Genomic DNA, 14206 nt, shown 5'->3' with positions numbered 1-14206 from the left:
CCGGGCTCCCCAGCTGGCCGGGCATATTTAATCGCGGACCTGTTCCGGCCCGCGGTATATCCGCTTCGTATGTCGTCTGCTTAACCTAACTCTGACTATTGCCCACGAACCACCGCGCCACAAGCCCTACTGTGGGGTATCTAACATGTGGTGGCCGGAATGGCTGCCGGGCTTGCGAGGTTGTTCCCAGCATGAAGATTGAGATCTGGTCAGACGTCGCGTGCCCGTGGTGCTACATCGGCAAACGCCGCTTTGAGGCCGCCCTGTCCGCCTTCCCGCACAAGGATGCGGTAGAGGTGGTGTGGCGCAGCTACCAGCTGGACCCAACCCTTCCCGAGCACTACGACGGCACCGAACTGGAGTACCTGAGCACCCGCAAGGGCATGGCTCCGCAGCAGGTTTCGCAGATGTTCGACCATGTTGCACAGCAGGCCAGGGGCGAGGGCCTGAACTACCGATTCGATTCGGTGGTGGTGGCCAACAGCTTCACCGCACACCGCCTGATCCACCTTGCGGCCGCACACGGCAAGCAGGATGCTGCCAAGGAGCGCCTGCTCAGCGACCACTTCGAGCACGGCAAGGACATCGGCAGCCGGGAGTACCTGGCGTCGCTTGGCCGCGGCCTCGGCATCGATGCCGAGGAGGTGGACCAGTTGTTCACTACGGACAAGTACGCCGACGACGTCCGCTTCGATTTCGAGGAGGGCCGGTCCCTGGGTATCAGCGGCGTCCCGTTCTTTGTCATCGACCGGAAGTTCGGCCTGTCCGGCGCCCAGCCAACGGAGACGTTCACTGCGGCACTGAACCAGGCCTGGCAGGACGCCAACCCCCTGGTGCTGGTCAACTCCGGCGAGGGTGACGCCTGCGGCCCGGACGGCTGCTCCGTCTAGCAGCCGTTTACTGACACATCGCGGTAAAGTGTCTGTATGCCCCGGATCTCAGCGGCCAGCAATGCCGAGCAGCGCGCGGACACCCAGCGCCGCATCCTGACGGCCTTCGGCGAACTCCTTTTCTCCCACGGCCTGCCCGGCCTGACCATGACGGACGTGGCGCGGCACGCCGGAGTGGGCCGTACCGCGGTGTACAACTACTACGCGGACATCGAAGAGCTGCTGATCGCGTATGCCCTGGAGGAGACTGAGAAGTTCCTGACGGAACTGCGCGACTCCCTCAACCGCCTGGACAACCCGGTGGAACAGCTGGCCCTGTACGTGCGGGCCCAGGTGGTGGACCTCAGCCGCCGCCACCTGCCGCCGGGCCCTGCCATGGGGGCCGTGCTGTCGCCGTCGTCCTTTGCCAAACTCGCGGACCACGTGGGCGAGCTGAGCGTGCTGCTGCAGGGCATCCTGCGCGCCGGCATGGAGCAGGGCTACCTGCCGGCAGCGGACATCGGCCAGCAGGCGCAGCTGATCCTTGGGACGCTGTCCTCCAGCGCGGCCAGGGGCAGCGATGAGCCGGAGGAGCTGGAGGCGCGCGTCGCCAGGACGGTGCGGTTCATCCAGCTGGGTGCCGGAGCCAGGTTCGACGACGCCGGCCGCCCCGTCCGCCTCGCCCCGCTTCCCGCCGTGGCCGGCTAGCGATTTCTAGCGGGTGGGCGCGGGGGACGGGTTGACAGGACGCTTGTCGTCGTCGGCAACGCGGCGGCTTTCCCGGGGGCAGCTGAGCTGGCCAGGGGTCTGGTCCACCAGGTCCGGCGGGGCGAGGGCGGCATAGTCCTGGGAGAGGATCACGTCCACGCTGCCGTCCGTCCTGCCGTCCTGGAAGTAGTCGGAACCGGGCAGGTTCCGCTGGACGCTGAAGGCCGCAGACTGTCCCGCAGCCCCGGAGATCACCGCCGCCACACCCCGGTAGCCGGCCTCTGTATTGGACACGGCGCCCACCACGAATTTCCGGGCCAGAAACTCGTCCGCCACCGAGCGGGCCAGCCCGGGCCGGCTGGTGGAGTTGTACACATTGAGGTTGATCTGTTCAGGCGGGGTGTAGTCGAACGTTCCCGCAGGGCAGGTGGACACCGTTTCCTGGGCAGATTCGGCGGTGGGGATGGCCAGTTTCCCGTTGATGATGGCCAGGGCGGCGATGATGCCCGCGGCGATCAGGCCGATGAGGAGCACCAGGACCACGCCGTGCAGGACCCGGCGGCGCACCCGGGCGGCATCGTCCGCGTCCTGGGCGGCCTCTTGAAAAGTGGCGCGCAGCTCGGGGCCGCTTACAACGTGGTGGCCGTGCAGGACGCTCGGGTCCTTCGGCCGTTTCCTAGCCATCGAGCACCAGGACCCGGGCGTGGATCGCGGTGCGCTGGTGCAGGGCGGTCCGGACTGCGCGGTGCAGGCCGTCCTCCAGGTAAAGGGTTCCCTGGTACTGCACCACGTGCGGGAAAAGGTCGCCGAAAAAGGTGGAGTCCTCGGCCAGCAGCGCTTCCAGGTCCAGGGTGCGTTTGGTGGTCACCAGTTCGTCCAGCCGGACCGGCCGCGGCGGCAGCGAAGCCCACTCCTTGGGCGTGCTGTAACCATGGTCGGGGTAAGGGCGGCCCTCGCCCACAGCTTTGAATATCACCATGCCACCCTAGGCATCCCGCCGGCCCAGCGAAAGTGCCCAGCCCTGCCGGCGGCAGGTTGTAGCCAAACGGTGACCATCCGCCACACGGGGGCGGCTTTCGGCTGTCCGCTCCGGGAGTTTCCGGCCCTGCTGACAGAATGGAGGCATGACAGCATCCGAGTCCCCCGCCATTTCCCTGCCCGGCGTCCGCCTGCCGTCCTGCCCGCCGCTGGCGCTCCTGCTCGACGTTGACGGGCCGGTGGCGAGCCCGCTGACCCGGGACGTCAAACCGGAAATCATCGCGGACCTGGTAGCCCTGGCGGCAGCAGGAATTCCGGTGATCTTCAATACCGGCCGCTCCGATGCTTTCATCCGGGAACAGGTCATGGAGCCCATGATCGAAGCCGGCATCCCCACCGGCACCATCATCCACGCGGTCTGTGAAAAGGGTGCCGTGTGGTTCAGCTACACCTCGGCCGGGCCGGGGCCCATCCATGTGGACCGGGACCTGGCCGTGCCAGCAGCGTACGGGGACGACATCCGCCGCCTGGTGGCCGAGGACTACTCCTCACACATGTTCTTTGACGAAACCAAACGGGCCATGGTGTCGGTGGAGCAGCACATCGATGTGCCGAGTTCTGATTACCTGGCCGAACAAAAACTCTTCGACGCCGATGCCATGGAGCTGATGGGCCGCCACGGGCTGGGGGTGGTCCGGCTGGACCACCATGCCCCGGACTCCGACGACGAGGTGGACTACCGCGTGGACCCCACCATCATCTCCACCGACATTGAATCGGTGCGGCTTGGCAAGGACCTTGGAGCCAGCCGGGCGGTGGAGCTCCTCGCGGCGCAGGGCATTACGCCGGAGGCCTGGCGGACGGTGGGCGACTCCCGCACGGACTACGCCATGGCAGACTGGCTGCACCACAACGACCATGCCGTGAAGCATGTGGATGTCCGCCCTGCGGACGGCGTCCCGGACAAGCCGTATGATGTCCTCACTGCAGCGGATCTGGGACTCGAGGCAACGATCATCCACGACGACGCCGGCGGCGCCTTCCTGCGCAGCTGGCGGGAGGCGCTGGGCGCCTAAGCCCTGCCGGCACCGGGCCGGATGCACCGGCCGAAACATGCCGTTTCCCACGCGCGGCTATCATGCAGGTAGGAAGGCTTACTTTGACCAGCACGGAGACAACCATTACAGAAGCACCGGTTCAGGACGAGGTTTACTACGGCGGCCAGGCGTCCGTAGAAGAACAATTTCATTCAGAGGTGACGTCAGCAGCTGCTGTACAGCGCTTCAGGCTCCGCCCGGACGTCATCCGGCACAAGGGCCGCTATGCCGTCATCAATGACAACAGGACCCCCTACCAGGCCATGGTGGAGGACCTGCTGTTCCTGCGCAACGTGCTGGCGAATGCGGGCCTGGCCTACCTCCTGGTCCGGGGCAACAATGACCGCCCTGTGATCGCCCTGGACTGGAAGAACCGCAAGAAGCTCCGGGCGGCCCTGGTGGAGGCGTGCCGGGACGAGCCCTTCTACTCCATGACCGTGGACGCGAAGAAAAAAACCTCGGTACTCGTCGCGGACGGCGAACTCTCGTCCAACCGGCAGGCGCGGATCTTCCGCCTGTACCGGCCGCGGGTGGAGCCCGTGGGCGGCTTCGAATTCGGCGCCTCAGCCGGTGTGCAGATCGAACTGTGGTCCTTCGAAGGGGAGGAACTGATCCTTCCCATCGAGAACTCCCTGACCCGCAGGACCCTGCTGCGGCAGGACGCCGTCCGCGGCACGGTGGAACGCTACGGCCACACCTGGCCCACCATCGAGAACATGTTCGCCGACCATGCAAGCGATATCAGCTTCGACATCGACCTGGTCTTCTCCTGGGTGGACGGAAGCTCCCCCGAGTACATCGCCGCCCGCCGCGCCCAGCAGAAGGACGTGGTGCTGGGTGAGGGCGACGACCACGAAGCCCGCTTCCGGCAGATCAACGAACTGAAGTACGCGCTGCGGTCCGTCTACATGTTCGCGCCGTGGATCCGCCGCATCTTCATCGCCACGGACTCCCCCGCCCCCGCCTGGCTGGCAGACCATCCTTCGGTGACCATCGTGCGCAGCGAGGAGTTCTTTGCCGATCCCTCGGTGCTGCCCACCCACAACTCGCAGGCGGTGGAGTGCCAGCTGCACCACATCGAAGGCCTCTCGGAGCACTTCCTGTACTCCAACGACGACATGTTCTTCGGCCGCCCGGTCAGCCCGGACCTGTTCTTCACGCCGGGCGGGATCACGAAATTCATTGAGGCGGAGACCAGGATCGGCCTTGGGGAGAACGCGGCCGAGCGCAGCGGGTTCGAGAACGCCGCCCGGGTGAACCGCAAGCTGCTGTGGAACCGGTTCGGCCGGATCACCACACGCCACCTGGAGCACTGCGCTGCACCGCTGCGCCGGAGCCTGGTGCGCAAAATGGAGCAGGAGTTCCCGGAGGAATTCCGCAAAACGGCTGCCAGCCGGTTCCGTGCCGCGGACAACATCTCGGTCACCAACTCGTTCTACCACTACTACGCGCTGCTGACCGGACGCGCGGTCACGCAGACCGCCGCGAAAGTACGTTACGTGGACACCACCATGCGGACCGGGCTCAACTATCTTCCGAAGCTCCTGTCCAAGCGGAACGTGGACTTCTTCTGCCTCAACGACGGCAGTTTTCCTGAAGTGAGCGCGGACGAGCGGGCGGCGCTGGTCACCGACTTCCTGGAAAAGTACTTCCCCATCAAGGCTCCCTGGGAAAAGTAGAGCGGCGTAAGGCAGAGCCTTACACAGTGCGCCAACGCTGAAGGCCTGTCCCCGCGGGGACAGGCCTTCAGCGTTAGGCGTTCCTAGCGGCCGGAGGACACACCCACCCGGGCGCTGCTTGGCTGCTTGGCGGTCTCGGGGATCCGGATCCCGGCGGCGGCCAGGCGCCGCTCTGTCTCCTCCGGGGCCACGTACTCGCCCACCGTCGTCGAACTGCCCAGCGGGACCACCGAGTGGACGATCGTGTGCTCGTAGACGTGCACCAGGTTGAAGGCCTGTCCGCTGTCCTGCCCGCGGGTTCCGCCCACCGGCACGTTCAGGTCCTGCGTGTAGCAGGTAGCCGAGGCCACCGAGACGGGAATCCCGGCAAACGTTGCCGTGCTGGAGTAGTGCAGGTGGCCTGCCAGGATGGTGCGGACGTCGGAATTCCGGACCACTGCCGCAAGGGACGACTGATCCCGCAGTTCGACCAGCACCGAGAGGTCCAGGACGGACGGGACGGGTGGATGGTGAAGGGCCAGGATGGTTCCGTCCGGCGCAGGTGTGTCCAGCTCCCGGCCCAGCCACTCCAGCTGCGCGTCGCTGAGCTCGCCGTGGTGGTAGCCGGGCACGGAGGTGTCCAGGGTGATAACCCGGAGCCCGTTGATGAAGTAGCTGTTGTCCACCGGGGCATCATTGCCGGGCTGGTCCAGCAAACCGGCGCGGAAGTTGGCCCGGTTGTCGTGGTTGCCCATGGCCCAGATGACTTCCGCCCCCAGGTCCTCACAGGCGGGTTCCACGATGGCGCGGAGCTTTACATAGGCCTCGGGATGGCCCTTGTCCGCGAGATCGCCGGTGAAGATCACGGCCTCCGGCTTCGCCCCGGACGCTTTGACTTCTTCGAAGAGCTGGGTGAGGCGCGCTTCGCTGTCAACGACGCCGTACAGGGGGTCCGGACCTCCCAACAGGTGGGGATCGCTCAGGTGGAGTAGGAAGTGGCGTGGCCGGGGATGCTCGGCCTCGATGTGCTCCATTGCTACCTCTGTGGTCGGTGGGAAACGGCGCTTCCCTGGTACCCTTCAGTAATATTTATCCAATCAGACATTTGGCAAACTTTGGGCAAATCGCCGTAGCCGATGTGGAAAAAAATGAAAGAACTGCGCTTTTGCAGACGGGATTCGGGAAAGCGCCGGTTTTTCAGCCGAGAGCCCTTTCGATGGCGTCGATGACCTCAGCCGAGTCCGGCTCCACAGTGGGCGCGAACCGGTCCACCACCTGCCCGTCGCGGCTGACCAGGAACTTTTCGAAGTTCCATTTCACCAACCCCGGCAGCAGCCCGCTCTTGAACTTGGTGAGCTCGGCGTAGAGCGGATGCTGGCCCTTGCCCCGCACATCCGACTTCACCGTCAGCGGGAAGCTGACGCCGAAGTTGCGCTGGCAGAACTCAGCGATCTCGCTGTCGCTTCCGGGCTCCTGCCCCGCGAACTGGTTGCAGGGCACACCCAGGATCTCGAAGCCGCGGTCGCGGAATTTTCCGTAGAGCGTCTCCAAGCCGGTGTACTGCGGTGTGAAGCCGCAGTTGGAGGCCACGTTGACCACCATCACCACTTTGCCCCTGAATCTGCCGAAGTCGGTTTCGGTTCCGTCATTGAGGGTCAGCGGGACCCGGTACAGCTGTGCCAATGGTTGCGTCCTCAGGTAGTTGTCCACACGGATAATTCGTTGCCAACCACTCAAGGTACTGTTCCGGACTGAGAGTTTCCTGGGCAATTCTTCTGGCTTCGGCGTCCGGCACCGGGGCTTGGCCCCCCGTCGTCCCGGCATCGGCTACTGTCCCGGCCGCCGGGCAGGTTTCCGGCACCGCCGGTTCCCCTGGTGCAGCGGGCGTGGCCGATGGCTGTGTGGCCGTAGGTTCCGGCGAGGGCGACGGCGTCGGCTGGGTCGTCGAAGGTGTCGGCGTCGGCTCAGTCGGCGTAGGAGTAGGCGTCGATTGAGTCGGGGTAGGTGTTGGCGACTGCTCTGTCGGCGTAGGCGTAGGCGTCGGCTCAGTCGGCGTAGGTGACGGCCCGGTCGGTGACGGGGACGGCTCAGTCGGGGTCGGTGACGGCCCAGTCGGCGTAGGTGACGGCCCAGTCGGCGTAGGTGACGGCCCGGTCGGAGACGGCTCAGTCGGGGTCGGCGACGGTGACGGCCCGGTCGGAGACGGCTCAGTCGGGGTCGGCGACGGTGACGGCCCGGTCGGAGTAGGTGACGGCCCGGTGGGCGAAGGTGACGGCGAAGGCGCCGGTGCCGGTGCGGCAATCGAGGGAGGCGGTGCTGGCGGTGCCGTCGGCGACGACGCGGGAGCCGTCGTCGTCGGCGTCTTTGCCCCGACACCTCGCAGCAGCGGCACAACGCCGTGCTTGTCCGGGATGGTCCAACTGGTTGGGGTGTCAGACGGCGAGCCTGCACCTGGCGCGTACGACGTTTGCCCAGGTCCGGATCCCACGAGGGCACGGAGCGGAATCAGGCCCCAGTTGAGGGGGCTGGTGTGCGTGCCGTCCAGGATGGTCTCAAAGTGCAGATGGCACCCGGTAGACCAGCCGGTGCTGCCCACGCGGGCGATGACCTGTCCCACGTGCACCCTGTCCCCACTGCGGACCGCGACGGACTCGAGGTGGTTGTACGTGGTGATCAGGCCGTTGCCATGGTCAATCTCCACGCGGTTGCCGCCGCCCCAGGGATGCCACCCGGCGGCACGGACCACGCCGGAGTCAGCAGCGTAGACCCGCGTTCCGCAGGGAGCGGCATAGTCCTGGCCCAGGTGGAATTCTCCCGGTTCACCCGTAAGCGGGCTCACACGGAAACCGTAGGGCGAGCTGGCGTTCAGCAGCTCCAGGGGTGCCATCAGGTAACCCGCCGGCGGCCTGCCAATTCCGTTGAGCCCAACTGACGCTGTAAGTGCCCATTCCGGACGGGAACTGCTGACGAGCGTCCGAGGGAAGGACACAGCAATGTGGGAGTCCGTGAGTACGGCGGGAGCCAGGGCCCCGGGCTTCGGGTTGAACGACGATGAAAGCCCGACATCATAGGAGGGCCACTGTGGTCCGGTGCCGGAGGCCACCGCGCTGCCCGAGACACCGCCGGCCTGGGTGCTGGACGCCTCGAGCACCTGGGATTCCTGGGGACCGCCGGACACATTCAGTGCGCCGATGGATACCGCCAGCGCGCCGGTAACTGCCAACGCCCGCGCCGCGGCAACACCGCGACGCCTGGCGCGCCTGTTCTTGGCCATTCCTGAATGCTTGCCCAATTTAACCCCAAAAATTTGGCCACCCGCACTCTGTCTTGACGGGTAAGTTCTATCTGAACATATGGGCGTAACCATGGGAAAACCCTTGGGCCAAAGTTTGTGGATATTTGGGGGACGCAGCTGCCTGCGCACCGGCCCATGGGACAGGGGCATGGGCGACAATGGGCTATGCGCAGTTTCCTCCGGAAATGGCAGGACGAACTCAAGAAGACCTTTACGGGCAAGGCCGATGCGCCACCGGACTGGGCGTTGCGGCTGGAAGAAGGGGATGACCCTGGCTACCACCTGCCCGGTTCTGCGGTCTGGGCCGTGCACGGTTCAATGTCCCCCATCGTGGCAGGAATCCGGACGCTGCTGATGCAGTCACTCCATCCAGGCGCCCTGGCCGGAGTCCATGAACACTCGAATTTCCGCGAAGACCCGTTGGGCCGGCTGGCCAACACCATCCGCTGGATCTTCACGGTCACGTACGGCTCGAAAGGGGCGGCTGAGGAGGCCTCACGCATGGTCCGCCGGCTGCACGAGCCGGTCCAAGGAAATTACAGCGACAATCAGGGAGCGGTGCGCAGTTACAGCGCCAATGACCCCGAACTTGCCAGCTGGATCCACATTGCCTTTACGGACGCTTTTCTCACGGCCCACAAAATTTGGGGCGGCGCCATTCCGGGCGGACCGGACGCTTACGTCAGGGAGTGGGCGCAGGCGGGCAGGCTGATGGGCGTGCCCCAACCGCCGCTCACCGAGACGGAGATGCGCCGCCAGCTGGACCGCTGGTATGAAAACGGCGACTTGCGCGTCGACGGGCGGGTGGCGGAAACCGTGGAGTTCATCCGCAACGCGCCACTGCATCCCTTGCTGCGGCCCGGCTACCGGATCCTGTTCGCGGGAGCCGTGTACAGCCTTGAGCCAAGGTACCGGCAGATGCTCGGACTGGATGTTCCACGGCTGGGCCCGTTCCCGCTGCCGGTGAAGTTGGCCACAAAAGCCGTTCTCGGCGTCGTCCGCCTTGCCCTCGGCCCACGGGGACCCAGCGAACTGGCCGCCCGGACCCGGCTGCGGCGCCTCGGCGTTCCAGTGGCAGACGAGGGATAACCCTTGCCCCAGGAACGGTGTGGACATAGCCAGGATCCGGCAGCGGCTGCAAATGCAAGAACCCGGCCCCACTATGTGGGACCGGGTTCTTAACCGGCGGAGAATGGGGGATTTGAACCCCCGAGGGCGTTAACCCAACACGCGTTCCAGGCGTGCGCCATAGGCCGCTAGGCGAATTCTCCAGCTGCTTCTGAATCAAAAGCAGATACTAGAGTACCTGATGTTTCGCGCATCGCCCAATCGGCCGTTTACGCGCCGTTTTCGAATCCGCGGCGCCCGGTTTCAGCCGGACCTTCCTGCGGCTTAACGCCGAAATGGACGCCCCCAACGCGCCCATTCCATTGGTACCCCGTTGAGCTGCCGGGTCCGGCCCCGTTCAGCCAGGCCACACAGCTCACAATCTGGAGATTGCCCCAATCGGTGTACATACCCATGATCGTGGGTGGCGAAGGGATTGGCAATGGAAATCAGGGGAATCCACTAAAGCTTCGGGCACGATAGAAAGCATGACGGAGCTGCACGCCCTGGTGGCCTACACGCCTGCTACCCACACGGACCTGGTCCTGAAGGCCATCGGTGACGCAGGGGCAGGCAGGATTGGCAACTACTCCCACTGTTCCTTCGTCTCACCCGGCACCGGCTCCTTCACTCCGCGGGATGGCGCCGAGCCGTTCGTTGGGCAGGTGGGCAGGAGCGAAAAGGTGGCGGAGGACCGGATTGAGTGCGTGGTCGAGGAGCCCCTTCTGGCCGCCGTCGTTGCCGCCTTGCGCGCCGCCCATCCTTATGAAGAGCCGGCTTTTATGAGCTGGCAGGTGCAGGGCTGGCGCTGACGGACAGCCGATTCGAGTCGGACCGGATGTTCGGGTAAAGTATCTGACGGCCCCTCATGTGGCGTCATCCTGTTGAACTCCCCCAGGACCGGAAGGTAGCAAGGGTAGGCGGGCTCTGGCGGGTGCATGGGGGGTCTTTACTATTCCCCCACAGGGCGGCAGGATGTCAGCCCGGATTGGTAGGGTTTTCTCTGTGACAGTTACTACCGCCCTCTACCGCAGATACCGTCCCGACTCGTTCGCAGACGTCATCGGGCAGGAGCACGTCACCGGGCCGCTGATGACGGCTTTGCGGAAAAACCGCGTCAACCACGCCTACCTCTTTTCCGGTCCCAGGGGCTGCGGTAAAACCACGTCGGCCCGCATCCTGGCACGCTGCCTGAACTGCGCCGAAGGCCCTACCGACACCCCTTGCGGCACGTGCCCAAGCTGCGTCGAACTTGCCCGTTGCGGGTCAGGATCGCTGGACGTCATCGAGATCGATGCCGCCAGCCACGGTGGCGTGGACGATGCCCGTGATCTCCGTGAACGGGCCACGTACGCCCCCGTCCGGGACCGCTACAAGATCTTCATCATCGATGAAGCCCACATGGTGACGTCCGCCGGGTTCAATGCCCTGCTGAAGATCGTTGAAGAACCCCCGGAACACATCAAGTTCATCTTCGCCACCACCGAGCCGGACAAGGTCATCGGGACCATCCGCTCCCGCACCCACCATTACCCCTTCCGCCTGGTGCCGCCCGAGCCCCTGATGGCCTACCTGGAACTGCTCTGCAACCAGGAAAACGTCCCGGTGGCTCCCGGCGTGCTGTCGCTGGTCATCCGCGCCGGCGGAGGGTCCGTCCGCGACTCGCTCTCCGTGCTGGACCAGCTCATGGCCGGCGCCGGTCCCAACGGCCTGGACTACGAGCTCGCCGTCGCACTGCTCGGCTACACCCACGCTTCGCTCCTCGATGACGTCGTTGAGGCGGTGGCTGCTTCTGATGCCGCCACCGTTTTCCGGGCGGTGGACCGGGTCATTCAAACCGGCCATGACCCCCGCCGCTTTGTCGAGGACCTGCTGGAGCGCTTCCGCGACCTGATCATTGTCCAGGCGATGCCGGAGAGCGCCCAGACCATCCTTCGGGGAATGCCCGCGGACCAGATCGCCAGGCTTCAGAACCAGGCCCATAACCTGGGCGCCGCCGAGTTGTCGCGGGCGGCTGACGTCACCAACACGGCGCTGACCGAGATGACCGGTGCCACATCCCCGCGGCTGCACCTCGAGCTGCTGTGCGCCCGCATCCTGCTGCCCAGCTCCGAGCAGAACGAGCGCGGCATGGCCGCAAGGATTGACCGGGTGGAACGGCGCCTCAACTACGCCGGGAACGACGTCGGTGCTCCCGCCGGCATGGGTGCGGCCGGCGCCGGAGCTGCCGCTCCAGCTGCCGCTGCCCCCGCTCCCAAGGCGGCACGCGGAACTGCAGCCTCCCCCGCAGCCGCTCCGCACGTCGCGGCACCCGATGGTCAGGCTGCTCAGGCCGAGCCCGCTTCTCCTGCCGGAGTGCGCCCGGTTCATCCGGAACCCGCAGGGGTGCCTGCGGCCCCGCCACGGGAGGAATCGCGCCAACCTGTGACGCCGGAGCCAGCAGCCGCTGAAGCCGGCCGGGGCGTTCCCGCCCCTGGCGGCAGTGCATCGTCGGATGCCGCCGCCCGGACACCCCTGACGGCTCCCCGCGTGAGCACCAATGACTGGCCCGTGGACGAAACCTCGGCTGTCCGCCGGTCACCTGATGGCCCGCCACCTGCACGCCCGGCCCCCGAACGTTCCGTTCCTGCGCCGGTCGCTCCCCCGGTACCTGCCGCCGGAGTGGAACGTGCCGCCAACGGTCCCGCCGGCGCCCGCCCGGCCGCGGCTGCCGTCGCCGGCGGCCCAGCCAACGGCCCCGGCAATGCCCCTGCCGCCAGCCTCGCCCCGGCGGCTGCCCCCGCAGCAATGGGCGACGTCGAAGTCCTGCGCCGCGCCTGGCCGGATGTCCTGCAGACCCTGTCCAAGATCAAGCGCAGCACGTGGGCCCTTGTGGAACCCAACGCGCAGGTGAGCGCCTTCGACGGAGCGGTTCTCACCCTTTCGTTCACGACGTCCGGACTGGCCGGCGCCTTCGGCCGTGCCGACCATTCGGACAACCTGCGCCAGGCGATCCACAAAACGGTGGGCATCGACTGCCAGATCAACGCGGTGGCCGGCGGCGGCGGCGTGCAAGCGAGCTCTGAGCCAAACCCAAAAGCGCCAGTCAGCCATACAACCCCGGCCACGTCAGCTGACGTCGCCTGGGGGCTGGTGCCCGCGCCAGCCACATCCGTGCCGGTGCCGAGATCTTCCAGTTCCCCCGCAGGCGCGGCCACACCGGCGCCAACACCTTCCGGGTCCGGGCACACTCCCAACGTCGAAAGGCGCAGCGAAGGGCCCGGCCCTGACGGCATCCGCCAAGGTAGTGCATCCGGCAGCAGTGCGGTGCCAGGCATTGGAGCGGCAGCACCAGCCACCGGCCCCGCGCCTGCCCACCCCGAGGACGCGAACCCTGCCCGCCCGTCCCGGGAAGCAAGTGGGCGTCCGGCCGCAGGTGTGCCCTCCCAGCCCCAGGCTCTCGCCCCCGCATCAGCCGGAACCAATTCTTACCCCCCACTGGCGGGGGACTACTCGTACTCGGACGACGACTGGGGAGCGCCCCGCGACGAAGACGCTCCACCGCTGGATGAGGAACCCCCTTTGGATTGGGAGCCGTCTTCCAACCGAGGGGTAAGCCGCCCCGCTCCAGCTGCACCGGCACCGGCTCCCCGCAGCTCCGGAAGCCAGGACAAGCAGGACCAAACCGCCGCGCCCGGAGCTGCGGCGGCGCACCGTCCCGCCGCTGCCGATGTTGCCCACGATCCTTGGGCCCGTGCCGTCGAACAGGCGCCCGGGGTGTGGGTTGTCGGGAACGAGAGCAACGTGGGCAGGACGCCTTCCCCCGCCACTTCCGGCACGGGGGCCGGGCCGGAAGCAGCGCCCCGCTACGAACCCGCCACAGCCCAGGTGCCGCCGTCCATCCCCGTCACCACTTCCGGGCTGCCCGCGGAACCGGACTGGGGTCTTGCCTCAGCCCCTGCCTCTTCCCTTGAGGACCGGGCACAGCCGGTGGCACCCGGACAATCTTTCCCGGGGGAGGCAACCCCAGTACAGGCGTCCCTTGGTTCTGCATCACCAGGCTCGGCCTCCCCAGCGCCGTCTTTCCCGGTCCCGGCAGCGCCCGAACCTGAGCGCGTTCGGGCCCCGGAGTACGCCATGGCGTCGGCTGCGCCCGCTGCCGCTCCCGTCACGGCCGCTCCGCCCCGGCCAACCCCTGCCGGTTCGCCTGTCCCCGCGGCCTCCAGGGCAAGCGCGCCTTCTCCGGTCGCAACGCCCGGGGCCGGCAGCGGAGAAACCCGGCAAAGCCTTTACCAGCGGCTGTCCAACAGTCCTGAAGCCGAGGCTGGCCGCGCCAAGGCACCTGCCCGGGCGGTTGCGGCTGCCGCCAGCTATGTCCAGGACATCCCCAGCGCTGACGATGAGACCATCGAGGAGTCCGGTGTGTTCGGGCGCGCGGCGGTGGAGCGTATTCTGGGCGGAAAGCTGATTGAGGAGCGCTCCGCCGACGGAAGCCCCCTCCCGCCCCGATACTGA

Annotated in this window: 12 protein-coding genes, 1 tRNA gene, 1 other RNA gene and 1 pseudogene; 8 read left to right on the top strand and 7 right to left on the bottom strand. The window is 66.6% G+C overall.

Features of this window, described 5'->3' with window-relative positions; all coding sequences use genetic code 11:
* Positions 1–191: 191 nt before the first annotated feature.
* Both DXK94_RS19430 and DXK94_RS19425 read left to right on the top strand, forming a co-directional pair.
* Positions 192–890, top strand: coding sequence for a DsbA family oxidoreductase (locus tag DXK94_RS19430; RefSeq protein WP_115526164.1), 699 nt, complete (start codon positions 192–194; stop codon positions 888–890).
* Positions 891–926: 36 nt separating this feature from the next.
* Positions 927–1577 carry a TetR/AcrR family transcriptional regulator gene (locus DXK94_RS19425; protein ID WP_079598135.1) on the top strand — a complete coding sequence of 217 codons (651 nt, stop codon included), beginning with the start codon at positions 927–929 and terminating at the stop codon, positions 1575–1577.
* A gap of 6 nt (positions 1578–1583) precedes the next feature.
* Here DXK94_RS19425 and DXK94_RS19420 read toward each other — a convergent pair whose 3' ends face one another.
* Both DXK94_RS19420 and DXK94_RS19415 read right to left on the bottom strand, forming a co-directional pair.
* Positions 1584–2261 (bottom strand): LytR C-terminal domain-containing protein, encoded by a 678-nt coding sequence (locus DXK94_RS19420; protein WP_115526163.1) that lies wholly within the window; start codon positions 2259–2261, stop codon positions 1584–1586.
* Entirely contained in the window at positions 2254–2553 is a 300-nt protein-coding gene (locus tag DXK94_RS19415; protein ID WP_009358464.1) for a type II toxin-antitoxin system VapB family antitoxin, read from the bottom strand. The genes DXK94_RS19420 and DXK94_RS19415 overlap by 8 nt, the downstream gene beginning before the upstream one ends.
* A gap of 148 nt (positions 2554–2701) precedes the next feature.
* On the opposite strand from DXK94_RS19415, the gene DXK94_RS19410 reads away from it, so the two are divergent.
* Together DXK94_RS19410 and DXK94_RS19405 are read left to right on the top strand one after the other, a co-directional pair.
* Positions 2702–3631 (top strand): hypothetical protein, encoded by a 930-nt coding sequence (locus DXK94_RS19410; protein WP_115526162.1) that lies wholly within the window; start codon positions 2702–2704, stop codon positions 3629–3631.
* A gap of 62 nt (positions 3632–3693) precedes the next feature.
* Positions 3694–5331 carry a stealth family protein gene (locus DXK94_RS19405; protein WP_079598139.1) on the top strand — a complete coding sequence of 546 codons (1638 nt, stop codon included), beginning with the start codon at positions 3694–3696 and terminating at the stop codon, positions 5329–5331.
* 83 nt (positions 5332–5414) lie between these two features.
* Here DXK94_RS19405 and DXK94_RS19400 read toward each other — a convergent pair whose 3' ends face one another.
* From DXK94_RS19400 to DXK94_RS21750, 4 genes and pseudogenes are all read right to left on the bottom strand, one after another.
* On the bottom strand, positions 5415–6344 hold the full coding sequence (locus tag DXK94_RS19400) for a phosphodiesterase (protein ID WP_115526161.1): 930 nt from the start codon (positions 6342–6344) through the stop codon (positions 5415–5417).
* 163 nt (positions 6345–6507) lie between these two features.
* On the bottom strand, positions 6508–6993 hold the full coding sequence (locus DXK94_RS19395; RefSeq protein ID WP_104443525.1) for a glutathione peroxidase: 486 nt from the start codon (positions 6991–6993) through the stop codon (positions 6508–6510).
* Positions 6994–7517: 524 nt separating this feature from the next.
* Positions 7518–7730: a hypothetical protein gene (locus DXK94_RS21755; protein ID WP_258868635.1), complete on the bottom strand. Its 213-nt coding sequence runs from the start codon at positions 7728–7730 to the stop codon at positions 7518–7520.
* Between the two features lie 113 nt (positions 7731–7843).
* Positions 7844–8197: pseudogene (locus DXK94_RS21750) on the bottom strand (M23 family metallopeptidase); the annotation flags it as partial.
* A gap of 573 nt (positions 8198–8770) precedes the next feature.
* On the opposite strand from DXK94_RS21750, the gene DXK94_RS19385 reads away from it, so the two are divergent.
* The gene (locus DXK94_RS19385; RefSeq protein WP_115526159.1) at positions 8771–9694 is read left to right on the top strand and encodes an oxygenase MpaB family protein; all 924 of its coding nucleotides are present in this window, start codon (positions 8771–8773) and stop codon (positions 9692–9694) included.
* Between the two features lie 97 nt (positions 9695–9791).
* Here the strand turns inward: DXK94_RS19385 and DXK94_RS19380 are convergent.
* Positions 9792–9876: transfer RNA gene (locus tag DXK94_RS19380), tRNA-Ser, on the bottom strand.
* Between the two features lie 324 nt (positions 9877–10200).
* Between DXK94_RS19380 and DXK94_RS19375 the strand changes: the two genes are divergently transcribed.
* The 3 genes from DXK94_RS19375 to DXK94_RS19365 all read left to right on the top strand — a co-directional run bounded on the left by DXK94_RS19375 (position 10201) and on the right by DXK94_RS19365 (position 14206).
* Complete coding sequence (locus DXK94_RS19375; protein WP_115526158.1) at positions 10201–10524, top strand: hypothetical protein; 324 nt, start codon at positions 10201–10203, stop codon at positions 10522–10524.
* A 45-nt stretch (positions 10525–10569) separates the two neighbouring features.
* Positions 10570–10666, top strand: an RNA gene (ffs, locus tag DXK94_RS19370) — signal recognition particle sRNA small type.
* Between the two features lie 21 nt (positions 10667–10687).
* Complete coding sequence (locus tag DXK94_RS19365; RefSeq protein WP_115526157.1) at positions 10688–14206, top strand: DNA polymerase III subunit gamma and tau; 3519 nt, start codon at positions 10688–10690, stop codon at positions 14204–14206.

The sequence above is a fragment of the Arthrobacter sp. RT-1 genome (assembly GCF_003367205.1).
Classification (GTDB): Bacteria; Actinomycetota; Actinomycetes; order Actinomycetales; family Micrococcaceae; genus Arthrobacter.
The sequence above is the reverse complement of the archived record's forward strand: the minus strand, read 5'-3'. Positions and strand labels throughout refer to the sequence as shown.